At 57.4% G+C, this 24309-nt stretch carries 22 protein-coding genes; 6 read left to right on the forward strand and 16 right to left on the reverse strand.

Annotated elements, in window-relative coordinates; all coding sequences use genetic code 11:
• Nucleotides 1–4 precede the first annotated feature (4 nt).
• The 5 genes from FN082_RS27660 to FN082_RS27680 form a co-directional block, all read right to left on the reverse strand.
• A complete protein-coding gene (locus FN082_RS27660; protein WP_139539531.1) occupies nt 5–784 on the reverse strand; it encodes a heme ABC transporter ATP-binding protein in 780 nt (259 codons plus the stop codon).
• Nucleotides 777–1772: a FecCD family ABC transporter permease gene (locus FN082_RS27665; RefSeq protein WP_139539530.1), complete on the reverse strand. Its 996-nt coding sequence runs from the start codon at nt 1770–1772 to the stop codon at nt 777–779. Before FN082_RS27665 ends, FN082_RS27660 begins: the two co-directional genes overlap by 8 nt.
• Nucleotides 1772–2590: a heme/hemin ABC transporter substrate-binding protein gene (locus FN082_RS27670; RefSeq protein WP_139539529.1), complete on the reverse strand. Its 819-nt coding sequence runs from the start codon at nt 2588–2590 to the stop codon at nt 1772–1774. Before FN082_RS27670 ends, FN082_RS27665 begins: the two co-directional genes overlap by 1 nt.
• Nucleotides 2587–3627 (reverse strand): hemin-degrading factor, encoded by a 1041-nt coding sequence (locus FN082_RS27675; protein WP_139539528.1) that lies wholly within the window; start codon nt 3625–3627, stop codon nt 2587–2589. The genes FN082_RS27670 and FN082_RS27675 overlap by 4 nt, the downstream gene beginning before the upstream one ends.
• A gap of 72 nt (nt 3628–3699) precedes the next feature.
• Nucleotides 3700–6057 (reverse strand): TonB-dependent receptor domain-containing protein, encoded by a 2358-nt coding sequence (locus tag FN082_RS27680; protein ID WP_142982736.1) that lies wholly within the window; start codon nt 6055–6057, stop codon nt 3700–3702.
• Nucleotides 6058–6285: 228 nt separating this feature from the next.
• On the opposite strand from FN082_RS27680, the gene FN082_RS27685 reads away from it, so the two are divergent.
• Both FN082_RS27685 and FN082_RS27690 read left to right on the forward strand, forming a co-directional pair.
• Nucleotides 6286–6570, forward strand: a complete 285-nt coding sequence (locus FN082_RS27685) for a SelT/SelW/SelH family protein (RefSeq protein WP_110275799.1) — start codon at nt 6286–6288, stop codon at nt 6568–6570.
• A gap of 77 nt (nt 6571–6647) precedes the next feature.
• The gene (locus tag FN082_RS27690; protein ID WP_142982737.1) at nt 6648–6992 is read left to right on the forward strand and encodes a nitrous oxide-stimulated promoter family protein; all 345 of its coding nucleotides are present in this window, start codon (nt 6648–6650) and stop codon (nt 6990–6992) included.
• Between the two features lie 123 nt (nt 6993–7115).
• On the opposite strand, the gene sitD is transcribed toward FN082_RS27690, so the two are convergent.
• From sitD to FN082_RS27735, 9 genes are all read right to left on the reverse strand, one after another.
• Nucleotides 7116–7970: an iron/manganese ABC transporter permease subunit SitD gene (gene sitD, locus FN082_RS27695; RefSeq protein WP_142982738.1), complete on the reverse strand. Its 855-nt coding sequence runs from the start codon at nt 7968–7970 to the stop codon at nt 7116–7118.
• Entirely contained in the window at nt 7964–8812 is an 849-nt protein-coding gene (gene sitC / locus FN082_RS27700; protein WP_139539525.1) for an iron/manganese ABC transporter permease subunit SitC, read from the reverse strand. The genes sitD and sitC overlap by 7 nt, the downstream gene beginning before the upstream one ends.
• Complete coding sequence (locus tag FN082_RS27705; protein ID WP_139539524.1) at nt 8809–9630, reverse strand: manganese/iron ABC transporter ATP-binding protein; 822 nt, start codon at nt 9628–9630, stop codon at nt 8809–8811. The genes sitC and FN082_RS27705 overlap by 4 nt, the downstream gene beginning before the upstream one ends.
• Entirely contained in the window at nt 9627–10544 is a 918-nt protein-coding gene (locus FN082_RS27710; RefSeq protein WP_142982739.1) for a metal ABC transporter substrate-binding protein, read from the reverse strand. Before FN082_RS27710 ends, FN082_RS27705 begins: the two co-directional genes overlap by 4 nt.
• Before the next feature lie 177 nt (nt 10545–10721).
• Complete coding sequence (locus tag FN082_RS27715; RefSeq protein ID WP_139539522.1) at nt 10722–11684, reverse strand: LacI family DNA-binding transcriptional regulator; 963 nt, start codon at nt 11682–11684, stop codon at nt 10722–10724.
• 56 nt (nt 11685–11740) lie between these two features.
• A complete protein-coding gene (locus FN082_RS27720; RefSeq protein WP_142982740.1) occupies nt 11741–12655 on the reverse strand; it encodes an ROK family protein in 915 nt (304 codons plus the stop codon).
• Nucleotides 12656–12829: 174 nt separating this feature from the next.
• Nucleotides 12830–13144 (reverse strand): PTS lactose/cellobiose transporter subunit IIA, encoded by a 315-nt coding sequence (locus FN082_RS27725; RefSeq protein ID WP_110275792.1) that lies wholly within the window; start codon nt 13142–13144, stop codon nt 12830–12832.
• Nucleotides 13145–13167: 23 nt separating this feature from the next.
• The gene (locus FN082_RS27730) at nt 13168–14490 is read right to left on the reverse strand and encodes a PTS sugar transporter subunit IIC (protein WP_139539520.1); all 1323 of its coding nucleotides are present in this window, start codon (nt 14488–14490) and stop codon (nt 13168–13170) included.
• Nucleotides 14491–14499: 9 nt separating this feature from the next.
• The gene (locus FN082_RS27735; protein ID WP_142982741.1) at nt 14500–14814 is read right to left on the reverse strand and encodes a PTS sugar transporter subunit IIB; all 315 of its coding nucleotides are present in this window, start codon (nt 14812–14814) and stop codon (nt 14500–14502) included.
• Nucleotides 14815–14989: 175 nt separating this feature from the next.
• Here FN082_RS27735 and FN082_RS27740 point away from each other — a divergent pair, with 175 nt between their 5' ends.
• The 4 genes from FN082_RS27740 (at nt 14990) to FN082_RS27755 (ending at nt 21484) form a co-directional block, all read left to right on the forward strand.
• Complete coding sequence (locus FN082_RS27740) at nt 14990–16261, forward strand: PTS sugar transporter subunit IIC (protein WP_139539519.1); 1272 nt, start codon at nt 14990–14992, stop codon at nt 16259–16261.
• Between the two features lie 222 nt (nt 16262–16483).
• Nucleotides 16484–17821 (forward strand): maltoporin, encoded by a 1338-nt coding sequence (locus FN082_RS27745; protein WP_112213798.1) that lies wholly within the window; start codon nt 16484–16486, stop codon nt 17819–17821.
• Between the two features lie 15 nt (nt 17822–17836).
• Nucleotides 17837–20029 (forward strand): CBM35 domain-containing protein, encoded by a 2193-nt coding sequence (locus FN082_RS27750; RefSeq protein WP_185932172.1) that lies wholly within the window; start codon nt 17837–17839, stop codon nt 20027–20029.
• Between the two features lie 54 nt (nt 20030–20083).
• Nucleotides 20084–21484, forward strand: coding sequence for a glycoside hydrolase family 1 protein (locus tag FN082_RS27755; protein WP_139539516.1), 1401 nt, complete (start codon nt 20084–20086; stop codon nt 21482–21484).
• Nucleotides 21485–21618: 134 nt separating this feature from the next.
• Here FN082_RS27755 and FN082_RS27760 read toward each other — a convergent pair whose 3' ends face one another.
• Together FN082_RS27760 and flhA are read right to left on the reverse strand one after the other, a co-directional pair.
• On the reverse strand, nt 21619–22047 hold the full coding sequence (locus FN082_RS27760) for a TOBE domain-containing protein (RefSeq protein WP_139539515.1): 429 nt from the start codon (nt 22045–22047) through the stop codon (nt 21619–21621).
• Nucleotides 22048–22085: 38 nt separating this feature from the next.
• On the reverse strand, nt 22086–24158 hold the full coding sequence (flhA, locus tag FN082_RS27765) for a formate hydrogenlyase transcriptional activator FlhA (RefSeq protein WP_139539514.1): 2073 nt from the start codon (nt 24156–24158) through the stop codon (nt 22086–22088).
• Nucleotides 24159–24309: the final 151 nt, after the last annotated feature.

Genomic DNA, 24309 nt, shown 5'->3' on the forward strand with positions numbered 1-24309 from the left:
CGAATTATGGCACCAAATACACCTGCGGAACGGCGGTATCCGGGTGCTCGCCCATTCTTACCTCCGCGCCGTACCAGCGGCTAATAATCGGCTGCTGAACCACCTCCTGCGGCGTGCCCTGCGCCACTAGCTTCCCCTGATGCAACAGCAGAATGTGATCGGCCCACAGCGCTGCGAGGTTCAGGTCATGCAGCACCACGCAGACGTGCAGCTGGCTGCTGCGGGTCAGGCGCTTGAGCAGGCGCAGAAGGTGCTGCTGGTAATAGAGATCCAGCGCCGACGTAGGCTCATCGAGAAACAGCCAGCCCTCAGGCGCACCGTCGCGCCATAGCTGCGCCAGACAGCGGGCCAATTGCACCCGCTGCTGTTCGCCGCCGGAGAGGGAAGGGTAGCGTCTCCCGGCCAGATGATCGCAGCCGGTCTCCTCCATGACCTGACGGATCATCTCCGCGTGCGGCATGCTGCCCCATGGCGAACGGCCCATGGCGATCACCGTTTCAATCGGCCAGTCGGCATGAAGCTGGGTGCGTTGCAGCATCACCGCCCGGCGGCGTGAAAGTGCTTCTGCCGACCAGCTCTCCAGCGGACGGCCTTCCACCAAACGTTCGCCGCTATCCGGCGTTAAAAAACCGGTTAACAGGCGCAACAGGGTCGATTTACCCGCGCCGTTGGGGCCAATCAGCGCCGTCATCTCACCGCCGCGCAGCTGGAGAGAGACATCATTAATAATCTGGCGCTTGCCCATGCGCAGCGAAAGCGAACGCGCGCTATAGCGGTTATCCATGCGTTTCTCTCTCCCGACGGAAAATCAACCACAGGAACCACGGCGCACCGAGGACGCTGGTCAACAGACCAACCGGCATCTCGGCGGGCGCGGCGACGGTGCGCGCCAGCGTATCGGCCAGCAGCAGCAAAATTGCGCCACACAGCAGCGAACCGGGGATCAGACCGCGATGGTCCGGCCCCAGCCACATTCGCATCAGATGTGGTACCACCAGGCCGATAAAACCAATAATGCCGCTGATCGCCACCGCCGACGCCACCAGCAGGGCGCTGCACAGCAGCAATAGCCGCTGCAGCGCACGAACGTTAACGCCGAGGTAATGCGCCTCTTCATCACCCAATTGCAGCAGATTAAGGCGTGAAGCCATCGCCCATATCAAGATAGACGCCGGGATTATCAGCGTGGCCGCCACCAGCAGAGTGGACCACTCCGCCTGACCGAGGCTGCCCATGCCCCACAGGGAAAGCTGGCGCAATTGGGCATCGTTGCTTATCCACGCCAGCACCCCGACCAGCGCGCTGCAAAGGGCGTTAATCGCGATGCCGACCAGCAGCAGGCGCGAGAGCGAAGCGTCTCCCGCCCGGCTGAGGATAAAAATCACCACCATCACCGCCATACTACCGATAAACGCCGCCAGCATCGGAGCGTACAGCGCCACAAGAACCGGTACTGACAGCGGCAGCACCAGCCAGCAGGCTACCGCCAACGCTGCGCCGCTGCTGATACCTAAAAGCCCTGGGTCAGCGAGCGGATTGCGGAACAGCCCCTGCATCACGCAGCCGGAGAGCGCCAGAGCAGCGCCGACCAGCAGCGCCAGCAGCACCCGCGGCAGGCGAATGGTCAGCCAGATGTTTCTCAGGATCTCATCGCCGGAAGGCAGCAGGCTGGTCAGCGGCAGGCGCATCGCCCCAAGGGTAGTGGCAAGTAGCGTCAGGATGACTAACAGTAGCGTCATTAACCACAGATGACGAGTAAGGTGGCAACGCATCAGGGCAGTAACTCCGCTTTTTGCCGTAGCGCGAGCACCGCCTGCGGCGTGCGTGGGCCAAAGCCGAGCAGAGCCATATCATCAATAACCTGCACCTGCTTATTGCGCCCTGCGGGCGTCTGCGCCAGTCCCGGTAGCTTCCACAGTCCGGCTTCACCACCCATACCTTTCAGACCATCGGCGGAGATCACCACCAGGTCCGGTCGGCTCGCGATAACGCCTTCCTGGGACATGCTGCGATAATGGTCGAAGTCCTGCATCGCATTCTGCAATCCGGCGGCTCGGATGGCTCCATCCGCCGCCGTTTGCTTACCGGCCACCATGGTGTTCATACCGCCGTGGCTGAGGATAAACAGCACCCGCTTGTTAACGGGCTGCGAAGGGATTTGCGCGATCTGCTGGTGGAGCTTCTGGCGCAGGGCTTCACCTTCACTCTGTTTGCCGAGGGCAGCGGCAATCACGCCAATCTTTTTCTCGATGGCCGGAAAGTCGTAGCCGCCCGGAACGTTGACCACCTTAACTTTGTTCTCTTCGACCTTTTTCAGCACCAGCGAAGGCTGCGCCTGGGCGCTGGCCAGCACCAGCGTCGGGCGTAGAGAAAGGATCCCCTCCGCGTTTAGCTGGCGGATATAGCCGACATCCGGCAGGCTCTGCGCGGCGGCAGGCCAGGTACTGGTGCTGTCTTTCGCCACCAGTTGCTGCTGGGCATCAAGCGCATAAACCACTTCCGTGACGTCGCCGCCGAGAGAGACAATCCGCTCGGCGGCGGCGCTGGCAAACAGCGGAAACGCCATGAGTAACATCAGCCAACGTTTCATGCTGTCAGCCCTTCGGTGGTCAAACGGTCGACCTGCGCGCGCCACTGCGCCTGCTCCGGGTGGCCTTCGGTGCGTTGACCGTACAGCTGGGCAATCTGCGTGCCGTCTTTGGCAAACAGCTCGACGCTGGTGACGTGACCGTCTGAGGTCGGTTTACGGGTGACCCAAATCTCATCCACGCTGTCCTCGCGCAGATGCAGGGTAAAGGCGGTGTTGAAGATATTCAGCCAGCCGCGCATCGGCGCAACTTTTTCCAGCACGCCGGTGAAGATCTGCACGCAGCCGCGGTTGCCGACGAAAATCATGATCTCGTTGCCATCCTGATGAATGGTATCCAGCAGGCCCGGCAGCGCCTCTTTCTCGATACGGCAGGCGAGGTCGTCGCTGACCAGGCGGAACGCCTGCTGGCGCGACAGGTTATATTTTCGTAACAGGCCAAAGAACTGGTGGACGTCGGTCATGGCGCGCCATTCGTTTTCCAGCGTCACGCCGTCGGCAGAATCGGCATATTTCACCGGATCGGCCGGGCGAATGACCAGCGGCGCGGGGGTCTCTTGCGTATGTTCGGCGATCAGCGCGTCCCAGGCCGCCATGTCCGTGTTCCCGGTGGTGTAAACCTTAAGCAGGGCATCGCCGTGCGGGTCGAAGAACTGAATGCTCTGGCGGCCGTTATCGGTCAGACGGAAAGCGCTGGCCCACTGGCTGAGGAACAGGCGCAGGTCGAGGGCGCGCGGGTTGAGTACCAGCCCGGCGTGGCCGCTCAGATGCTGGTGGGTAAATTCGCCGACCTGCTCATGCACCGCGTATTCGTTGCGGCAGATGCATTTGGTTTCGCCCACGGCTTCCAGCGCCGCCAGAATGGCGCGCGCATCGTCAATCAGACGTACGGCATCGTGGCCGAGGCGAGCTTCGGTCAGCTCAGCTTCGCTAATCCCCATTTCGGCGGCGATATCGCGGGCGTATTTTGCGGAAGATTGCGCTTTTGTGGTCAGATAGCGTTGCCACAGCGGAGCATGTTGCAGTTGGGTGTTTTGCATAATTCACATCCTTCTCGACGATGAGTATCCCCGGCGCGCGGCCGGGGAGCAGGTTTCTTATTATTTGGCCTATCAGAAATCGACGTTAACGCCTAATTGCCAGGTACGCCCAGGCATCACTGACAGCGCTTTATCGTTAGCATCCTGATTAGTTGCCGTTTCGATATTGCGGCTGCTCAGATAATCCCAGTATTTACGGTCGGTGATGTTGTACACGCCGCCGTTCACACGCACGTTCTTCGCCACCTGCCAGTAAGCGGTCCAGTCCAGCATGCCGTAGCCCGGAACGCGCATATATTCGCTGGTAGAATCGGTAATCGCCGAGCCGGTGTTGGTGTAGCTTTCGCGGTTAGTGGTGGTTGCGCGTTTGCCCTTAACAAAGGTCGCGGTCAGCGCGGTACCGTACACTTTGGCCGGATCGTCCCATGCCACGCCGACGATAGCCTTCATTGGCGCAACGCTATCGAGGTCGACGTACTTGTCGCCGCTGTAGCTGGATTTTGACTGCCCTTCGCTATAGCCGTAGGCGAGGGTGGCGCTCAGGCCGTTCACCTCTTCAAACCAGGTGCCAAAATTGATTCTGGCGCTGATTTCGCCGCCGTAGATATAAGCTTTATCGCGGTTCTCCGCCTGGTAAATGGTATAGATGTTCGACGGCACGTTGGCGAACTGAGCCGGGTTGTTGGCGCGGGTGTAGCGGGTATAGGCGATAAAGTTCTTGTAGCTGTTGTAGAACAGGGCGGTGCGCATAGTGATGCCTTCCGTGACTTCGCCTTTCATCCCCCATTCGAAGTTATCGCTGGTTTCGGTTTTCAGATCGGTGTTGCCGATCAGCGCATATTGTCCGGGGCCAGCATAGCTGGAGCCTAGGTTCCAGGAGCCATACAGCTGGCTGGCGTTCGGGAACTGCGCCCCGCGCTGGTACTGCAGGTAGGTCATCAGGCGCGGGGTGATGTCGTACTGGAAGGCCAGCGACGGCAGCGCCTGGGTATCAGAGTTCTTACCGTACAGATTAGAGACGGCAGAGCCGGTCAGCACGCTGCTGTTATTCGCCAGGTCGGAGAGATTCTCCGGCTTAGTCGACTGATGCACCACGCGAATGCCCGGGATGACGGCGAAGTTATGGCTGTCGAGGTCAAAGTTAATTTTGTCCTGCACAAAACCGGCAACGGTATAGCTACGACTGTCGGAGTCCGGCTGCATAATGAGGCTGTAAGCGCTCGGGGTTGGCGACTGAGTTAATGGCCGTTGGGTTTTGGTGGTGCTGGCGTTAAAACCGGCGCTCAGGTCGTGGCGGCCAATGGATTTCGCCAGCGCGCTCTGAATCCCCCAGGTATCGGTATCGTAGTCGGAGCTTACCGTTTGCATCGCGCGGGTGATGCTGTCCGGCATATACGTCCAGTCATGGGACTCAGTGTGCTGGTAGTAGACTTTGGTCGACACGCTGTCGATATAGTTGTTCATCGGCGTCCAGTCATCTTTCAGGCTCAGGCCCCAGCGGCGGGTCTGGCTGGTCTGGTTAGAGGTGCCGATAACGCTGTTGCCGCTGGTGTCCCAGGCGTCGTAATGGGTGTGATTAGTTTTATGGTAATAATCGAAGGTGCTGGTCAGCTTATGTTCGTCATTCGGCTGCCAGATCCCGGAGGCCAGAAAGGCGTCGGAGTGCCAGTTAGCCGGGTAGGAATCGACGGTCCCGCTGTTATTTTCCGTTTCCTGGCCGTCACGGCGGCTGTAGACGAAGATCCCGCGCAGGGTTTCGTCGCCGCCGGCGACGGTGACGCCGTTGTGCCAGCTGCGGTTCGAGGAATCATAGCCGCTGCGGTAACCGAAGGCGCTGGTTTTGCCCGGATGCAGATAGTCATCTGCCGATTTTGGGCGGAAGGAGACATTGCCGCCGATGGAACTGTTGGCGGTCTCGGTTGAGGTGGCCCCGGACTGAATATCGATGCTGCCATACATGTACGGGTCAATATAGTCGCGGCCCATACCGAAAGTATTGAGGCCCGCGCGGCTGGCGTAGCTGCGCCCGGTGGCGTTCGGCTGAGCGATGCCGTCGACGTCGATACCGACGCGGTTGCTCTCCATGCCGCGAATGTTGTAGCCGGTATAGCCGCCGCGGTCGAAGCCGCTTTTGCCGTTGCCGGAACCGCCGCTGGCGCCGGTCGCGCCAATCAACGGTTCGTAGCGCATAATGGAGCCAAAGTCGTTGGCCCCTTTATCCTGCAGCTCCTGGGCGCTGATGGAATGCTCGCTGCCCGCTTTCAGCACGGGGGCTGGCGCGGTCACGGTCATCTGTTCTGAACTATCGTCGGATGATGAATTGTTGGTGGTATCAGCCGCCCCGGCGGAGGTCTGATAGATTGCTGCAAGCAAAGAAGTCACCAGCAGGCTTTTCTTAAACCATGCTGTTGATTGAGTGGAGTTATACATAGTAGCCACGCCTTAATCATTATTAGTATCGGCTCACGCGTTACTTCCAGAGTGCAGGTGTGTCCCGTTATTCCTTTGCGGACGATCGATAATCCATATGTATATGTCGCATTTATTGATTGAGAATGGTAATGATAGGTATTATCGTTTGCAACAAAATAATCATTTATTCCTCAATTAATCTGCAAGTTGTTTACAATTCATCCTTTTACTGACAGCGAGAAACCGATGAGTCACAAAGCCGCTATTACCATTACCTACTGTTCGCAGTGCAACTGGATGCTGCGCGCCAGCTGGATGGCCCAGGAACTACTGCATAGTTTCAGCACCGATATTGGCTCAGTGACCCTGGTGCCGGGAACCGGGGGGATCTTCGTGGTGACCGTTGATGATGTGCAAATTTGGGAGCGCAAGCAGGATGGTGGTTTCCCCGATGCGGCTGAGCTGAAGCGTCGGGTTCGCGACGTTTGCTTCCCGGAGAAACCGCTGGGGCACGTGGACAAGCCGGCATAATCCTCAAGGAGTATCGGGCTGCATCGTCTCCTTTAAATGTGTATTATTAATGCATCTTTATTGGTGAGGAACAGGCAATGGCGGGCAAACGTATTGCGCGGGAAAAAAAGACCATTAGCAGCATGATTACGCTCTATCAGCGCCGCTGCCCGGATGCCCATGAAGATGCGGAACATTATCAGGCGCTCAACGCCTATGCCGACAAGCGTCTGGATAAGTGCGTATTTGGTGAAGAAAAACCGGCCTGTAAGCAGTGTCCGGTGCACTGCTATCAGCCTGCTAAACGCGAAGAAATGAAGCAGATTATGCGCTGGGCGGGGCCGAGGATGCTCTGGCGGCACCCGATTTTGACCATTCGCCATTTGATTGATGACAGGCGCCCGGTGCCGGAGTTACCGGAAAAATACCGACCCAAAAAATAGCGACTTTTCCCCGGAGGCGATGCTGCGCATCTGTCCGGGCTACGTCCTGGGGTAGAGGTAGCCCGGACAGGCGCAACGCGCCGCCTCCGGGAAGAATGCCAGACAGGTAGCCCGGGTAAGGCGCTAGCCGCGACCCGGGGCCTCGCCGGAATCGGCTTGGGTTTGACTATCGCGAACCGATGTACAGACAAACGCGATAATAAACAACAGGGTAAACAACACTACGATGGTCGGTGCCGGGGCGCTATCGAGATAAAACGACACCCATACGCCGCCCAGCGAACAGCAGACCGCAATTGCCACCGCCAGCAGCAGGGCGCTGACAAAACGCCGCGTCAGCAGCAGGGCTATCGCCCCCGGCGCTATCAGCAGCGAAATCGACAGAATAATCCCCACCGCTTTTAGCGTCGCCACGATGGTCAGCGCAATCATGCACAGCAGCCCATAGTGCAGCAGTCCGCAGCGCAGTCCACTGGCCTTAGCCTGCTGCGGGTCGAAGGCGTGCAGCAGAAAATCGCGCCACTTCAGGCCGATAATTAACGCAATCGCCAGCGCAATCAGCGACGTTTGCACAATATCGCTGGTGGAAATACCCAGCATATCGCCAAACAGAATATGGTCGAGATGCACCTCCGACTGAATCGACACGTACAGCACCAGCCCTGCGCCAAACATCCCGGAAAACACAATTCCCATAATCGTATCGCGCTTGATGCGGCTGTTATCGTCGAGATAACCGGTGGCGATGGCACAGAATAACCCGGCGATAAACGCGCCGATAGCGAACGGGATGCCGATGATATACGCCACCACCACGCCCGGAAAAACCGCGTGACTCATGGCGTCGCCCATCAGCGCCCAGCCTTTTAACACCAAAAATACCGACAACAACGCGCAGGGTACGGCGACGATAACCGCCACCAGCATGGCGTTAATCATAAAAGAGAACTGGAATGGTTCGAGCAGAACGGTCAGCATGAGGCCTCCCTGGCGCGACGACGGCTGGCGAGCAGCCCGTGCTTCGGCGCGAAAATGAAAGCGACTAAAAACAGCAGCGTCTGGGCCACGACGATAATCCCGCCGGTCGCGCCGTCCAGATAGTAGCTCAGCCACGCGCCGAAAAAGCTGGTCAGGCTACCGATAGCTACGGCAATCGCCAGCAGGCGCGGGAAGCGGTCGGTCAGCAGCCAGGCGGTGGCACCGGGCGTGACGACCAGGCAAATCACCAGAAATGCGCCGACGGTTTGTAGCGCCGCAACGGTACAGGCTGCCAGCAGGGTAAAAAACAGCAGCTTCAGCCCGGTGGTATTCAGGCCAATCGAGCGGGCGTGGTTCTCATCGAAAAAGGTGACCATCAGGTCTTTCCACTTCAGCAACAGAATCGCCATCGAAACAAAACCAATCGCCGCCAGCTGAATAATATCCTCCGGCGCAATGGCCAGAATATTGCCGAGAATAATGGTCTGGATATTCACCGAAGTGGGATTCAGCGACACCATAAACAGGCCGATGCCGAAAAAAGAGGAGAAGATCAGGCCGATAATCGCATCTTCTTTCAGCTTTGAACGCTGATTGAGAAACAGCATGCTACCCGCCGCCAGCCCGCCGGAAAGAAACGCTCCCAGTGCGAAGGGCAGGCCGAGCATATAAGCGCCCGCCACGCCGGGTACGATGGAGTGGGAGAGGGCATCGCCAATCAGCGACCAGCCCTTGAGCATCAGATAGCAGGAGAGAAACGCGCACACCCCGCCCACCAGCGCCGAAACCCACATCGCGTTGAGCATGTATTGATAACCAAACGGCTCCAGCAGCCAGCTCATCTTTCGCCTCCCGCCGCCCGACGGCTGATAAACGGTCGTTCATCGTCGGTAATGATCCGCTCTTCCGCGCCGCTCAGCACCACGTGGCGCAGCACGCCGCTAAACGCGAGCTCAAGGTTTTCGGCGGTAAAGGTGGTTTCCGTCGGGCCGCTGGCCAGCACGGTGCCTTTTACCATCACCGTGTAGTCGCAGAACTCGCTTACCGAGCCGAGGTTATGGGTGGAAACCAGCATGGTGCAGCCTTCATCTCGCAGCTCCCGTAGCAGTTCGATAATGCGCGCTTCGGTCTGCACGTCGACGCCGGTAAAGGGTTCATCCAGCAGAATGACTTTCCCCTGCTGGGCGATAGCGCGGGCGAGAAATACGCGCTTTTTCTGCCCACCGGAGAGTTCGCCTATCTGGCGATGTCGGTACTCGCTCATGCCGACCCGTGCCAGCGCGGCGTCGACAATCTCATGGTCACGTGGTTTAGCCCGCCGCAGCCAGCCCATATGGCCGTAGCGGCCCATCATCACCACATCTTCCACCAGCACCGGGAAGGACCAGTCCACCTCTTCAGCCTGTGGAACGTAGGCGACGAGGTTCTGGCGCAGAGCGCGGTTAACTGGCTGACCGAGTATGGAGATCCCGCCGTGTCCCACGCGCACAAAGCCCATCAGCGCTTTAAACAGCGTCGATTTGCCTGAGCCGTTCACCCCGACCAGCGCAGCAATGGAGCTGCGCGGGACGCTGAACGAGGCATCGCGCAGAGCGGTATGGCCGTTGCGATAGGTGACGCTAACGTTGTTGACCGCGAGGCCCGGCAGCTCGTGACTCATGCCTGTTTCCTTAGTCCGTCGTTGATACCCTGGACGATGGTTTCGGTAGTGACGCGCAGCAGGTCGAGGTAGGTCGGCACCGGGCCATCGGCAGCGCTTAGAGAGTCGACGTACAGGACGCCGCCATAGTGAGCGCCCGCTTCCCGCGCCACCTGACGCGCGGGTTTATCGGAGATGGTGCTTTCGCTAAAGATAGTCGGGATGCGCTCTTTCTTCATGGTATCGATGGTTTTACGCACCTGCTGCGGCGTGCCCTGTTGGTCAGCGTTGATTGGCCACAGATAGCGTTCCTGCAGGCCATTATCGCGTGCCAGGTAGGAGAACGCGCCTTCGCTGGTGACCAGCCAGCGTTTATCCTGCGGCAGCTTTGCCAGTTCCGCCTTCAGCGGCGCCATGGTCTGGCGAATCTTCTCTTTGTAGGCTTCGGCGTTCTGGCGATAGGTATCGGCATTCTCAGGATCGTATTTCGCCAGCGCGTCGCGAATATTATCAACATAGATCAGCGCGTTATCTGCTGACATCCACGCGTGCGGATTGGGTTTGCCGTTATACGGCCCTTCGCTGATACCCATCGGCTGTATGCCGTTACTGACCACCACTTCCGGTACGCCTTTCAGGTGCTGATAAAAGCGGGCGAACCATAGTTCAAGGTTCAGGCCGTTGGCGAGGATCAACTGTGCTCCCTGCGCGCGTTTGATATCCCCGGGCGTCGGCTGATATTCGTGGATCTCGGCCCCTGGTTTGGTGATTGAACTGACGTCGGCGGCATCGCCCGCGACGTTTTGCGCCATATCGGCGATCACCGTGAAGGTGGTAATCACTTTAAATTTTTCTTTTGCCTGGGCGGGAGCGACGGCAAGCAGAGCCAGAGTCGCGGCAAACATCAGATGCTTCAAAGACGGCAGGTGCAGCATAAGGTCCCTCACAACGTTGCGATTAATTAATCATCATTTATAGCCATTGCTATGTTATATAGCACAAGCTAATTATAAATGAAAATAATTCTTATTTAGATGTGAGGCGAATGATTAGCGTGGGAATAAAGCAAGGTGAGAAGAAGAACCCGGTCAGAAGGGAGACCGGGTATGAAATCAGGAGAGATCGGCCACCGACTGACGAGGGATCAGGCGGCCCGCCAGTGTGCGCCCTTCGGGGGAGAAGGCGGGACGCTCGTCAATCAGGCTGCGGATGCGCTGAATGCAGTTTTCCATCAACTGCTCCAGCGGCCAGGATATACAGGTCAGCGGTGGGTTCAGCAACGAGGCGAGAGGAGAATCCTCAAGGCTCAGCAGTGAGACTTCCTGCGGTACGGCGATGTTGAATTCGCGCAGCAGGCGCATCGCTTCCGCAGCGTAGCGATCGCGTTTAACGATAATCACCGAGTATTTGCTAAAGCTGTTAATCAACGTCAGCAGCGCCTGCTCAACGTTATCGTTGGCCGCCAGCATCAGCTGACGGTTAAAGGGGATGGAGTAGTTTTGCAGGACGTTGCGGTAGCCTTCGAGCATCTGGCGGCTGGCGTCATCGCTGTCGTTATCGGTCAGAAGGGCGATATTACGGTGGCCTTTGCCAATCACGTAGCGGCAGGCGCTTTCGGTGGCAAAAGCGTAGTCGTAGCCCTGATTACTGACCCCGGCGATACTGAATCGGTCAAAGGAGATAACGTTGCGCGGCGCATCTGCCGGTACCGCGCCGAGCACCACCACCGCCACGCACTGGCGTTGCAAATCGTCAACCACCGCTGCTTGTTCAGCCGCATCCGTCACGTACTGCACAATCAGGTTTTTATTCAGCCCCTTCAGCGCGAATGACAACATTGGCAGCAGGCGCGCGCCGCTGCTTTCATCGTTCGCCGGGATCACCAGCCCCACGTGATTGGATGTCTGACTGGCGAGGTTTTGCGCGGCAAAGCTCGGGCGGTAGTTGAGTTCCTCTACCGCGCGCAAAACCGCTTCCCGGCTCTCTTCACGCACGCCCCTGGTGCCGGTCAGCACGCGGGATACCGTCGCTCTGGAGACATTCGCTAATCTTGAAACATCATCAATGGTTGGCATGGCATTTTCTGTCTGAATATTTTCGCCTAGCTTAGCATACCTGCTGAAAAAAGTGTCTACCGCCGACGGCCCTCGGCGCTGGGCAGAACCGGCAGCCAGGCCGCGCCGCGTACGCCGCTGGCGTCGCCGAAGCGGGCCTGCTTGAGTTGCGTTCGGCAGTTGTCGGAGAAGAGATACGGAACGATTGCGGAAGGCAGCTGTTCATAAATTTGCCCGACGTTGGATAACCCACCGCCCAGCACAATCACCTGCGGGTCGAGGATATTAATGACCGAGGCCAGGCTGCGGGCGAAAGCGTCAATAAAATGCTGCCAGTGGGCCAGCGCCCGAGGCTCACCGTTTTGCGCAGCGGCAATTATCGCTTCCGACTGCGCCTGAGCACCATAACGACGGGCAAAGCCGGTACCGGAGATAAAGCTTTCAATGCAGTTCTCTTTTCCGCAGTAGCAGGGTTGCGCCGGGCCGTCACGTTCGACGCAGTATCCCGGCAGTGGGTTATGCCCCCATTCGCCAACGATGGCATTAGGGCCGCTGAGCAGTTGTTGATTCACCGCGATGCCGCCGCCGCAGCCGGTGCCGATGATAACGCCGAATACGGTTGCTGCGCCCGCGCCTGCGCCATCCACGGCTTCAGAGAGGGTGAAGCAGTCGGCATCATTCGCTATCCAGACCGGCTGGCCGAGTTCCCGCATCAGGTCATGCCGCAGGTCGTGGCCGTTAAGCACCAGACAGTTGCAGTTTTTAATCAGGCCGCTTTGCGGGTCGATAGCGCCCGGCAGGCCGATACCGATGGTAAATGGACGCTCGCTCCAGCCGCGGACGGTCGCAATCAGCCCGAGCAGTTGTTGCATAAACGCGTCGTAGCTCTCTTTGTGCGTCGGGCGGCGTTGACGATAGACGCATTCACCCGCCGCGTTGAGCAGGACGGCTTCCATTTTGGTGCCGCCGATGTCTAAACCCAGATGTAGCATGGTTGTCCTTAGTAATGGTGGACTGTTTCCTGGGGCCAGCCGCGTGCAGTCCAGGTAGGCTGGCTAAGCGCAGCGCGAGCCGGGAAGTCAGCCAGGTGACATGAGAATTTACCGTTTTCCCGGGTTGTGGCGTAAACGCCTTACCCGGGATACTCTCCCTGAAGAGGAGGAACTCTACGCGTGCAGCGGTCGCGAGCGGTAAATCGCAATCAGCTCGCCGATCAGCTCTTTCGCCAGAATTGAAGTCATCAAATGATCCTGGGCGTGAACCATCACCAGCGTCATTTTGGTCTTTCCCTCGCCTTCGTCGGCTTCAATCAGCTGCGTCTGCACCAGATGCGCCTCGCGGGCAAAATGCGCCGCTTCTTTCATCTTCTCGTCGGCGGCGGCAAAATCGCCCTCTTTAGCGCAGCTCAGCGCTTCGTAGCACAGGCTACGTGACTGCCCAGCGTTGATGATGATACCCATCACCTGTTCTTCTAATTCCATGACAAACCTCTGAATAGTATGAATTATGCGGATTGCGGCGCGCCTTCGGCCTGCGCAACGGCGTTAGCGTGTTCTTGCTCCAGCAGCTGTTTTTCGTAGGCTTTGAGGAATGGCAGATACATCACCATCGCTGTCGCCATACAAATCAGGCACATGATCACCGGGCTAAAGCTCCAGTTCGCCGCCCATGAGGCACCGATAGGGGCCGGAGTCGTCCACGGCGTCATCGACACCACGCGGCTCACCAGGTCCAGCTTCAGCGCGAAGTACGCCAGCGTTGCATTGATCATCGGTACCAGCACAAAAGGCAGGAAGAACAGCGGATTCATAATGATTGGCGCGCCGAACAGAATCGGTTCGTTGATGTTAAATACGCCCGGTACCACGCCCATACGGCCAATAGTACGCAGGTGAATGGCCTTGCTGCGCATCAGCATCAGCGCCAGCGGCAGCGTGGAGCCAACGCCGCCGATCAGCAGATAGTGATCCCAGAAACCCTGCACGTAGATATGCGGGATCGCGGTCCCTGCGGCCATCGCCGCCTGGTTGATCGACAGGTTGGCCATCCAGAACGGGTTCATAATCCCGGTCACGATCAGCGCTCCGTGGATCCCGGCAAACCACAGTACCTGGCACACCAGTACCGACAGCAGGATCGCTGGTAAGGTATCGGAGGCCGCCACCAGCGGTTTCACCAGCGACATGATCGCTTCCGGAATGATCATCCCCAGTTGCGCTTCAATAAACAGGTTCAGCGGGTGCAGCGTCAGTACGATCGCCAACACCGGGATCAGGATTTCAAACGAGCGCGCCACGCCAGCCGGCACTTCCGGCGGCAGACGAATGGTAATGTTGTGACGCTTGAGAAAGGCGTACAGTTCGGTGGAATAAATCGCCACCAGAATGGCGGTGAAGATCCCCTGACCGGAGAAATAGGCGGTGGAGATCTGACCATCCTTCAGCGGCGCGGCCACCAGCAGAAACGACATCAGCGACAGCATTCCGGCGGTTAGCGAGTCCAGATTGTGGTGCTTCGCCAGGCTCGCGGCGATCCCGACGGCGATAAACAGCGTCATCACCCCCATGCTGAAGTTAAACGGCAGCATCAGCGCGTCGCGATGATCGAGAGAAAATTGCAGCCAGGCGCGGGCAAAGCCCCAGGTGGTATCCGGGGAAAACGGCGGGAAGATAAACACCAGCAAAAACGAGCCGACGATCATAAAGGGCAGGGCGGTAATAAAGCCGTCGCGGATCGAAGTGACATATTTTTGCTGGCCGATCGCACCCGCCATGGGGGTGATCTTCTGTTCAATCACGGTGATCAACTTAGCGTACAGAGAGCTCATGATCTTTCCTTAGTTTTTGTTATCGATAAGGGAAAGCGCGAAATCCAGTACGGCGCCGCCTTTTTGCATGCCGTAGTCCATCATGTTGATGGGTTCCACGCGGATCCCGTATTTATCAGCTTGTTTTTGCAGGTCTTTCTGCATGTATTTCACCTGCGGTCCCAGCAGCACCACCTGGTAATTTCCTACCTGCTGATCGAATTCCGCGACGCCGAAGGCATTGATCTCTACCGGTAGCCTGCGCTGCTCGGCTTCGGCGACCATTTTTTTCACCAGCAGGCTGGTGGACATGCCCGCAGAACAACACAACATTATCTTTTTCATAAACCGCTCCTGATGAGTTGGATGTGCCGACTATAGTCATAATGGATATAAAACGGAAAGCGCTTTCCGTTTGTGGATTTATTTATTGTGACCACGATCACCTATAGCGGGCTTTTACTTTACTCAGGAGTGCGCGATCATCCCGGCGATAAAACTATTCCTATAAGGCAGGACTATGAACATTCAGTTGATGAATGTTGTCGTCGATATCATCGAGCAGCGGCTGGCGCCGCTGGCCAACGTTCTGACGCGCAACAACCACATTACGGCGATGCGCGACAGCTTTGCGCTGGCGATGCCGTTTGTGATTGTCGGAAGTTTGCTGGTGCCAATTTTGTTTCCGCCCGTTTCCATTGACGGCGCATCGGCTTTCGGCCAGTTCTATCTCCAGCTGCGGCCCATTCTGCTGCCGACCTTTGAACTCACCATCGGGCTGGTGGCGCTGATTGTGGCCTTCGGCGCCAGTGCCAGCCTCGCCAAGCAGTACCGGCTGCCGGAGCGGCTCTGCGGGCTAACCGGCTGTCTGGCGTTTTTGCTGTTTATCGGCTTTCGCGATAATGGGGCGACCAATATTTTTCTCGGCGGGATGGGGATTTTTACCGCGCTGATTTCAAGCACCTACTCGATTGAAATTATCCGTTTTTTCTACAAGAAAGGCTGGTGTATCCGTCTGCCGGAAGAGGTGCCGGTGATGACCCGCAATGGTTTTCAACTGCTGATCCCGCTGCTGGTGGTAATGCTCTCTATCAGCGTTATCAATGCGTTACTGCTACAGAGCACCGGGCGCATTTTACCGGAGCTGATTAGCGAAGCGGTACGCCCGTTGGTGGTAGCCTCTGATACGCTAACTGCGGTGTTAATCTCGTTATTTATCTGTAACTTACTTTGGTTTGTCGGTATTCACGGCGCGCTGATTATCACCGGGATTATGAACCCGTTCTGGATGACCTATCTGTTTGAAAACCAGCAGGCGCTGGCCGCCGGTTCCGCCACGCTACCGCATATTTACCTCCAGGGATTCTGGGATTTTTACTTGCTGATTGGTGGTATCGGCTCCACCCTGCCGCTGGTCTTTATGGCGATGCGCAGTCGTTCGCGGCAGTTGAAAAGCGTTGGCAAAATCGGCCTGCTGCCTTCGCTTTTTAATATCAACGAGCCGATATTATTTGGCTTCCCCATCATCATGAACCCGGTTTTTCTGCTGCCGTTTATTTTTGTTCCGCTGATAAATGCCTGTATCGCCTGGTATTTAACTCAGCTTGGGATTCTCGACCGGGCGGTGGCGATGCTGCCGTGGTCGATGCCGTCGCCGCTCGGTGCGGCCTGGTCAGCCAACGGTAGCTGGAAAAATTTATGTATGTGCCTGTTCGCTATTTTTAACGCGTGGATGCTCTATCGCCCGTTCTTCAAAGTCTACGAACGCCAGCTCGCCGACGCCGAACGCTAAGCTTTTCCCCTGCCTGAATCGGCCCGCCGCGTGCGGGCTTTTTTATTTCCGCCTAATTATGTGAACTTCATCACGAATATTTGCCCTCTATCGTCAAATTTGTGAACTCATCCGGCAATTACGGAAAGCGCTTTCCGTTAATGGATGTACATTTCCATTTTTGATCCGTAAATTTCCTTCCGTTCTCAGGCAGTGTTAATAAAAAATAACCAAGGAAAAAAAATGATCAGGCTAAATCATTCAATACCTCTGTCTTTACTCGCCCTCATGGTGATGAGCGACTGCGCCAGCGCCGAGCAGAAGTACGATTTTATGCTCCATGGCTATATCCGTTCGGGGATCCTCGCTAACTCAGATGGCAACCGCGCCGACTCCGTTGGCCTGATGCCGGACGGCAAATGGCGTCTGGGCAACGAAGAAGATACCAAGATCGAACTGATCCCGACGGTGACGTTAACGTCGGACAGCGGCGTGGTGGCGAAAGTCCAGGCCAACATTACCCACCAGTCAAAATGTACCTCCGACTGGAACTGTCAGGATGATGACGGGCATGATGTTCAGTTCCGCGAAGGCTTTGCCGAGCTGTCGAACCTCGACTTCGCCCCGGAAATGACCTTCTGGGCCGGTAAGCGCTACAGCAGCTCCAACACCTCCAGCCATCAGTTCGACTGGGAGTACATTCAGTACAACGGTACCGGCGGCGGCTTCGACAACATGGATCTCGGCTTCGCCCGCTTTGACGCCGGGGTTTACGCTTTCTCGCCGACGGACGAAACCAAAGCCTACCCGGTCGATAAAGGCGATCAGGGTTATCCGGATGACTACTCGCTCAACCTGTGGCTGAAAAAGATCGGCGGCACCGGCTTCGACCTGGAGCTGATTGGTCACCACATGAACCGCAACGAGAATCACCCGACCTCGGCGGAAAAGGGCTACGGCGTGACCGGGGTCTACAACTTTGACGGTTTTTACGGCCTGACCGGCGGCTACTCTCGCGTGGTCTTCCAGTACGGGCGCGGCCTGGCGGCAGGGGACTCGCTGGGTAAAAACGGCTGGGGCTGGGCTAACCTCGAAGACACCCAATCCTGGCGCGTGGTGCTGGATAATATGGCCTCTCTGGGCGACTGGGAAATCTCGACTTTTGCCTACTATCAGAAAGATAAAAACTACCGCTGGTGGACGGAAGATGCCGACGGCTGGGGACGCACCAGCTGGGTTGCCGGGATCCGCCCGTACCAGCAGATCACCAAAAACTTCGCCATGCAGTATGAGCTGGGCTACGAATATCTCGACGATAAAAACTACAAAGGCGTGGACGGCAAAGGCAAAGGCGGTCTGACCAAAATCACCGTTGCGCCGACCCTGACCTTTGACTCCGGCTTCTGGACTCGCCCGCAACTGCGCTTCTTCGTGACCTACGCCAAGTGGGACAAAGGTGTCTCCGATGCGCTGGACGGCAACTACGACTGGAGCACCAACACCATTTCCGCTGGCGGCTACTCGCGCAGTGGCGACACAGACACGCTGAACTTTGGCGTGCAGGCCGAAGTCTGGTTCTAAGGAGAGATAACAATGATCAAGCCGGTAAAAAAACTGATGCTCGTGGCGCTGCTTTCGGCGCTGGGAAGCGCAGGGGCGATGGCCGCAGAGCAGTCGCACTTTGAACACTTTATTACCCGCGACGGCGCAACGCTAAAAGACGGCGACAAGGTCTTCCGCTTTGCGGGCATCCACGCGCCGGAGCTGCACCGTATTGAAGACGATGCGCGCGGCACCTGTAAAGCCGACTCGCGCGGCTGGGGGCAATACTTCCGCTGGCCGACGGCGGACGAACAGGAAAACTGGATTAAGGCGCAGGTGCAAACCGGAGCCAAAGCGCAGCGAGTGTATGTGCTCTCGGTGCAGCAGGAGTTTGACCAGGCCTGCGGTCGCGAAACCCATATTTTGGCCCCGGAAAGCGCCGACGGCATGCCGCGCCTCAACGAAAAGGCGATGCGGGTTTACGACAATATGATCGCCGAGGCGGACAAACAGGGACTGCGCCTGATCCTACCGTTTATCGATCACTGGTGGTGGTGGGGCGGCCGCGAGCAGCTGGCGGCGTTCTATCATGAAAAGCCGGAGGATTTTTATCGGACCGACAGCAAAACCTTCAAGGCCTATCTTGACGTGATTCGCCAGGTGATCACCCGCACCAACAGCGTGACCGGTCGCCCGTATTATGACGAAAAAGCGATTATGGCTTGGGAGACCGGCAACGAGCTGGAAGACACCAATGCCGCGTTCCTTCTGCAGACCGCCGCGTGGATCAAAAAGTGGGCGCCGCATCAGCTGGTGATTGACGGCACCTATAAGAAAATCAATGCGTTTGCGCTCAACGATCCGAACGTCGATATCGTCAGCAACCACTACTACACCAATGCTGATAACAACCATCCCGATCAGGTAAAAAAAGATCTGACGGCGACTGCGGGTAAGAAAGTGTACATGGTGGGCGAATTCGGTCTGCTGGACGCGAAGCAGCTCAACGCCATTATGCAGTCGATTGTGCATAGCGAGGTCAACGGCGCGCAGGCGGCAGGCGGGCTGATTTGGGGCTTTCGTGGCCATCGTCACGAGGGTGGTTTCTACTGGCATAAAGAGTCCACGGGTCACTACAGCTACCACTTGCCGGGCTTCCCGGTAGAGGGGAAAGCCAACCAGGAAATAGACGTGGTTGATCTGGTGCGGACCGCGGCGGCGCAGATGAGCGGGCAGGAGAAAGCGCCGCCGCTGCCGAAGCCGGACGCGCCGAAGCTGCGGGCGACGGATTCACCGTTTGCCATCAACTGGCTGGGGGCGGCGGTAGGACGCGCCTATGACGTGGAGCGCGCTGATTCTGCAAAAGGGCCGTGGAAAGTGGTGGGGCGCGATATTTCAGACGGCGTTAACGAGTGGAACCCGCAGACGATGGATCTGTTCCGCGATGACTATCGCAGTCTGCGGCTGGGGAATACGTACTATTATCGCGCCATCGCCAAAAACGAGAGCGGTAGTTCGGTGCCTTCGAACGTGATTAGCATCAAGCACACCCAGCAGAATCAGGCCCCGGTGGTAACGCTGGTCGATAAGCTCACCACGACTCAGGATCAGGGCGTGCAATTAACCGCGAGCTGGCACGATGACGCGCTACCGGACCGTAACGTGAAGGTGGGCTGGAGCAATGGCGGCAACGCGCAGGCCCATTTTTGTGCCACGGATAAAGCCGAAACCCGCGCCTGGTTTAGCGCGCCCGGTGAATATGACCTGACCTTTACAGCCGATGACGGCCTGCTCAAAAGCAGCAAAACCGTCAAGGTGACGGTGACGCAAGCTGTTGGTAAAGCGCCTGCCGATTACTGCCGTTTTGGCGGTGGGGTGTTTAACGTTAGCCAGGGCAAGATTGAGGCGGCTAAAAGCGAGAAAGATGCGCTGACGTTGGGCAGCGATGGTTTCCTCGGACCGTTCGCCAACGATGGCGATAAGGTGAGCTGGCAGGTTGCCGCGCCGTGGGCCGGAAAGTATCAGCTGCGGGTGACGTTCAACGGCAAATGGGGCGGTAAGAAAAACTCGTTTATCGTTAACGGCGGCACGCCAATCGCGGTGGAATTCCCGCAGACTGACGAACAGGGCCAGCAGCTGCTGGTGCCCGTTGAGCTGAAGGCCGGTGATAACCGCGTCGACTTCGGTAAATTCGCCGGTGACTGGGGCTATATGTTTATCAAGTCAATTGAAGTGGTTGCAGAGTAGTGCTTATTGGCTGCGCTCGTTGGGTGCAGCCTTTTTTAACTTACAGGAGGCGTTATGACCCGGTATCAGTTTCCGGAAGGCTTTTTTTGGGGCGCGGCGGCATCAGGCCCGCAAACGGAGGGCATAAGCAACAAGCCGCACCGTTCTATTTGGGATAGCTGGTTTGCCGAGCAGCCGGAGCGTTTTTATCAGCAGATTGGGCCACAAACCGTCTGCGACACTTATCATCAATATCCGCAGGACGTGGCGTTGATGAAGCAGACCGGCTTCAACTCCTTTCGGACATCGATTCAATGGTCGCGGCTCATTGACGACTTCGAAACCGGCGCGCCCAACGCGGACGCGGTGCGTTTCTATAACGATTACCTGGATGAAATGATTGAAAACGGCATTGAGCCGATGATCAACCTCTATCATTTCGACATGCCGGAAGCCCTGCAAAAGCAGTACGGCGGCTTTGAGTCGGCGCATGTGACGGATCTTTTCGCCCGTTTCGCCCGCACCGCTTTTGAGCTATTTGGCCACAAGGTGAAATACTGGATTACCTTCAACGAGCCGATTGTGCCGGTTGAGGGCGGCTATCTGTATGATTTCCACTACCCGTGTAAAAAAGACGGCAAGCTGGCGGCGCAGGTGGCGTTCAACATTATGCTGGCCCACGCCAAAGCCGTCCGCGAGTTTCGCGAGTTGGCGCTGGAGAGCGAGATTGGCGTGGTGCTGAACCTGACGCCGTCCTATACCCGCAACGACAGCGCGGAGGACAAAAAGGCGGCGTGGTATGCGGATCTATTCTTTAACCGCAGCTTCCTCGACCCGCTGGTGAAGCATCAGTTCCCGAAAGAGCTGTGCGAAATTCTGGCCTTTCACGATTGCCTGCCGGTGGTGACGAAAGCTGATGTTGAGCTCATTACCGGCTCGCACGTCGATTTTCTTGGCGTCAACTACTACGTGCCGCGGCGGGTGAAGGCGCGCGAAAGCGACTATGCGCTGGACTATTTCACGCCGGAGTTTTACTTCGAAAACTACGTGAATCCAGAAGGGCGCTTTAACCCGTATCGCGATAATAATGAAATTCTGCCGCAGGCGATTTACGACATTGCCGCCAATATTCGCGATAACTACGGCAATATAAAGTGGTTCCTCGCCGAGATTGGTATCGCGATGGATATTGAGTCGGAAGGCGAACCGGGTGAAGACGGAGTGATTGATGATTCGTTCCGTATCAGCCTGATGGAAGAGCATTTAGTGCAGCTGCATCGCGCCATTGCCGACGGTGCCAACTGCTTTGGCGTACACCAGTGGACCTTTATCGATAACTGGTCGTGGATTAACTCGTTCAAGCGGCGCTACGGTTTCTGGCGGCTCAACCTGCAAACCGGCGAGCGGCAGATAAAACGCAACGCGCTGTGGTTTGCCGAACTGGCGACCAGCAACGGCTTCAGTTCTGATAAATAGCTTCGCAAAATCCCCCGGAGGCGGCGCTTGACGCGCCTGTCCGGGCTACCAAACAGCACGAACTTGTAGCCCGGACAGATGCGCAGCATCGCCTCCGGGAAGTCACATCCCACGCGAGCTGCGTGGCACATCGCTTAAGCGCGGGTGGCGATAAGAATGGCGGAAGCCTTAACGAGCGCAATCACGCGGCTGCCCTGTGCCAGCTTCATCTCTTCCTGGCTTTCATTGGTGACGACGGCAATGATTTCAAAGCCCGCGTCGGCCTGAATATGCACGGTGGCGTTAACCGCGCCTTCAGTTACTCGGGTCACGCTACCGGCAAACTGGTTGCGGGCGGAGAACTTCAGACCGCAATCTTCCGTCGCCAGCGTGACCCACGGCGCTTTAATCAGCGCAATGGCTTCTTTACCGGTCGCCAGCCCCAGAGCTTCCTTACTGCTGTGGGTAACGATTGCCACCAGCTTTGCGCCGCCCGCTAACGTCAGTTCGATTTCATCGTTGACCGCGCCGGTTGCGACTGCGCTGATCGTGCCGGTGAGTTGGTTACGTGCTGATACCGCCATAATGCCTCCATTCAATGTGTTATTAATGACCCCAATGGTTATAGCAGATCGTCTTTGTTGATGCCCAGCCGTTTCATTCTTGAAAGCAATGTTGTGCGCTTTAACCCCAGCCGCTGAGCCGCGCCTTTCGGTCCGGCGACCACGCCATTGCTCTCTTTCAGTACCCGGATAATCAGCTGGTATTCATCTTCGCCTTCTTCCGGCAGCACTTCTGCGGCCAGCGGTTCCTGCTCGATACTCATTTCCGGCAGTGATAGTTGCAGCACACTGCCGCGGGTCAGCAGCACCGCACGCTCAATGACGTTCTCCAGTTCGCGTACGTTACCCGGCCACTCCATGCGGCTGAGGGTACGCAGGGTTTCTGCCGGAATGCTGTCAATATTACGTCCCAGGCGACGGGCGATTTTAAAGGTGAAGGCTTTTACCAGCAGCGGAATATCGTCCGGGCGCTCGCGCAGCGGCGGCAGGTGGATCGGGAAGACGTTCAGTCGGTAATAGAGATCGCTACGGAATTCGCGATCGGCGACCATCTGCTTAAGATCGCGGTTGGTCGCGGCGATCAGGCGCACGTCGGTGTGAATCAGCTTATTGCTGCCGAGGCGCTCGAACTCCTGCTCCTGCAACACGCGCAGCAGCTTCGGCTGCAGCTCTACCGGCATGTCGCCCACTTCATCAAGGAACAGCGAGCTTTTATCCGCCAGTTCGAAGCGGCCGATACGCTGGGCGCTGGCACCGGTGAAGGCACCGCGTTCGTGACCAAAGAGGTCGCTTTCCAGCAGCCCGGCTGGCATCGCTGCGCAGTTCATTTTGACCATCCGGCGGCTGTTGCGCCCGCTGAGGTTATGAATGGCGCGGGCAATTAGTTCTTTGCCGGTGCCGGTTTCGCCGAGGATCAGCACCGTACTGTCGCTGTGCGCCACCATTTCGACCTGCTTGAGCACGCTGTTCATTGCTTCGCTGCGTCCGATGATTTCACCAAACTCGCTTTCAACGTTATTAAGCTGTTCGGTCAGGGCGAGGTTTTCATCGACCAGACGCTCCTTCAGACGCTGGATTTCGCGATAAGCGAGGGCGTTATCGACGGCAATCGACACGCGCTCGGCAATTTGCCGCAGCAGCTTAAGGTTGGTGGTGGTGAAAACCTTTTCATCGCACTGCGCCAGCTTCAGCACGCCAAGCAGGGTATTGCCGGACATCAACGGCAGCAGGCACAGGGTCTGAATTTTGTTATCCCACATCTCGAAGAGCATTTTTTCGTACGGCGCCAGCGGGTCGTGTTCGTGCAGGTTGAGCAGCAGCATCTCTTTGCTCTTAAACACCCGCTCGGTCAGGGTTCCAGCTTCGTCCACTTCGCTCTGGTCGTGCACCGGATGGCTGGCGTCGAGATAGTGGGTGGAGTAGATATTGAGCTTGCCCTTGCGGTTGCTGCGCAGCACCACGCTGATGGCGTCAATGCGGAAGTAGCGGTGGATCTCTTTTGCCACTTCGCTGACCAGCTCGTCAATATCCAGCCGCGAGAGTACGGCGTTGGTGATGGCGACCAGAATGCGGAAATTATCGCGCTCGTGGCACAGCAGATCGTAATCGACGTTATTGCTGACCCGGCTCTGGATCTGCTCGGTCACCACGGCAACAATTTGCGTAAAGGTATGCAGCCGCTGGTACTCTTTTTCCGTCCACGGACGGTTGTCGTCGCGAATAAACTCGCAGCCGCCGAAGATGCGGCCTTCTGCCGCCAGCGGCAGCAGGCAGTAGTAGCCAAACGCGGGATAGAGTCCGCTGACGGAGAGCTGTGGCCAGGTTTCGGCAAAGGTGGTGCTATCGCAATGCAGCGCGTCCGGGCGCGACAGCAGGCGTCGAACCGGGCCGTTGGCGAGGACGGTTTCATCTTCGTAGCTGACCGGATGCCCGGCGGCGTCGCAGGCGTGGCGGACCGCGCGGTGGTTGCCTGAATGCCACAGAATAATCGCCGCCCGGTCGGCGAGCGCGGACTGCTGCACCAGGCGGGTCAGCGTTTCGCTCAGCGCGGCCAGGTCCGGCTGCTGTAATAAAATACGGGTGATATCAAACAGACCTTGCTGCCCAAGATCGCCCATCGGTGTATACGACATTGCTTAAGTCCAAAAAGCACTGCAAAGCAGTGCAGAAGAAAGTGATGACACAAATAATAGTATGTTAATAAAGCGGTTGTTGCCGCTGTTAGCCATCCGTAGTGGCCCGATGTTTTCCCCGGAGGCGATGCTGCGCATCTGTCCGGGCTAC

The organism is Klebsiella spallanzanii, assembly GCF_902158555.1.
GTDB lineage: Bacteria > Pseudomonadota > Gammaproteobacteria > Enterobacterales > Enterobacteriaceae > Klebsiella > Klebsiella spallanzanii.

Coding starts and splice junctions, on each gene's coding strand:
- FN082_RS27660 (WP_139539531.1), bottom strand. CDS start 784: ATGGATAACCGCTATAGCGCGCGTTCGCTTTCGCTGCGCATGGGCAAG.
- FN082_RS27665 (WP_139539530.1), bottom strand. CDS start 1,772: ATGCGTTGCCACCTTACTCGTCATCTGTGGTTAATGACGCTACTGTTA.
- FN082_RS27670 (WP_139539529.1), bottom strand. CDS start 2,590: ATGAAACGTTGGCTGATGTTACTCATGGCGTTTCCGCTGTTTGCCAGC.
- FN082_RS27675 (WP_139539528.1), bottom strand. CDS start 3,627: ATGCAAAACACCCAACTGCAACATGCTCCGCTGTGGCAACGCTATCTG.
- FN082_RS27680 (WP_142982736.1), bottom strand. CDS start 6,057: ATGTATAACTCCACTCAATCAACAGCATGGTTTAAGAAAAGCCTGCTG.
- FN082_RS27685 (WP_110275799.1), top strand. CDS start 6,286: ATGAGTCACAAAGCCGCTATTACCATTACCTACTGTTCGCAGTGCAAC.
- FN082_RS27690 (WP_142982737.1), top strand. CDS start 6,648: ATGGCGGGCAAACGTATTGCGCGGGAAAAAAAGACCATTAGCAGCATG.
- sitD (WP_142982738.1), bottom strand. CDS start 7,970: ATGCTGACCGTTCTGCTCGAACCATTCCAGTTCTCTTTTATGATTAAC.
- sitC (WP_139539525.1), bottom strand. CDS start 8,812: ATGAGCTGGCTGCTGGAGCCGTTTGGTTATCAATACATGCTCAACGCG.
- FN082_RS27705 (WP_139539524.1), bottom strand. CDS start 9,630: ATGAGTCACGAGCTGCCGGGCCTCGCGGTCAACAACGTTAGCGTCACC.
- FN082_RS27710 (WP_142982739.1), bottom strand. CDS start 10,544: ATGCTGCACCTGCCGTCTTTGAAGCATCTGATGTTTGCCGCGACTCTG.
- FN082_RS27715 (WP_139539522.1), bottom strand. CDS start 11,684: ATGCCAACCATTGATGATGTTTCAAGATTAGCGAATGTCTCCAGAGCG.
- FN082_RS27720 (WP_142982740.1), bottom strand. CDS start 12,655: ATGCTACATCTGGGTTTAGACATCGGCGGCACCAAAATGGAAGCCGTC.
- FN082_RS27725 (WP_110275792.1), bottom strand. CDS start 13,144: ATGGAATTAGAAGAACAGGTGATGGGTATCATCATCAACGCTGGGCAG.
- FN082_RS27730 (WP_139539520.1), bottom strand. CDS start 14,490: ATGAGCTCTCTGTACGCTAAGTTGATCACCGTGATTGAACAGAAGATC.
- FN082_RS27735 (WP_142982741.1), bottom strand. CDS start 14,814: ATGAAAAAGATAATGTTGTGTTGTTCTGCGGGCATGTCCACCAGCCTG.
- FN082_RS27740 (WP_139539519.1), top strand. CDS start 14,990: ATGAACATTCAGTTGATGAATGTTGTCGTCGATATCATCGAGCAGCGG.
- FN082_RS27745 (WP_112213798.1), top strand. CDS start 16,484: ATGATCAGGCTAAATCATTCAATACCTCTGTCTTTACTCGCCCTCATG.
- FN082_RS27755 (WP_139539516.1), top strand. CDS start 20,084: ATGACCCGGTATCAGTTTCCGGAAGGCTTTTTTTGGGGCGCGGCGGCA.
- FN082_RS27760 (WP_139539515.1), bottom strand. CDS start 22,047: ATGGCGGTATCAGCACGTAACCAACTCACCGGCACGATCAGCGCAGTC.
- flhA (WP_139539514.1), bottom strand. CDS start 24,158: ATGTCGTATACACCGATGGGCGATCTTGGGCAGCAAGGTCTGTTTGAT.